This is a genomic window from Halomonas marinisediminis (genome assembly GCF_004347715.1).
In the GTDB taxonomy this organism is placed as follows: domain Bacteria; phylum Pseudomonadota; class Gammaproteobacteria; order Pseudomonadales; family Halomonadaceae; genus Halomonas; species Halomonas icarae.
On the sequence record NZ_SLTR01000164.1, the window covers coordinates 1 to 322 of the forward strand.

Here is a 322-nt window from a genome sequence, read left to right on the forward strand (position 1 = left end):
GCCCCAGATCAGCCAGTAGGCGATGAACGGGAACAGCCCCGTGAACCACAGCATCTTGCGCGGCAGCTTGAAGAACAGCACCGGCGCCAACGCGACGAACAGCCCGACAAAGGCCAGCACCGCGCGCCAGTATTCCTCGTTGGGGTAGTTGCCGAAGATCAGCTGCGGCCAGCGTTCGGCGATGACCGCGAAACAGCCACCGATCGCCCCGTCCAGGATCTCCCGGCAATCACGGATCGAATTTGCATCCCAGACCCCGTTGAACATCCAGGGCATCAGGATCGAGGACAGCCAATAGATGAAGGCCGCCGTCAGCAGCGTC

1 pseudogene is annotated in these 322 nt (G+C 62.1%); it reads right to left on the reverse strand.

Annotated elements, in window-relative coordinates:
* Positions 1-322, reverse strand: a pseudogene (locus E0702_RS16225) (hypothetical protein); the annotation flags it as partial.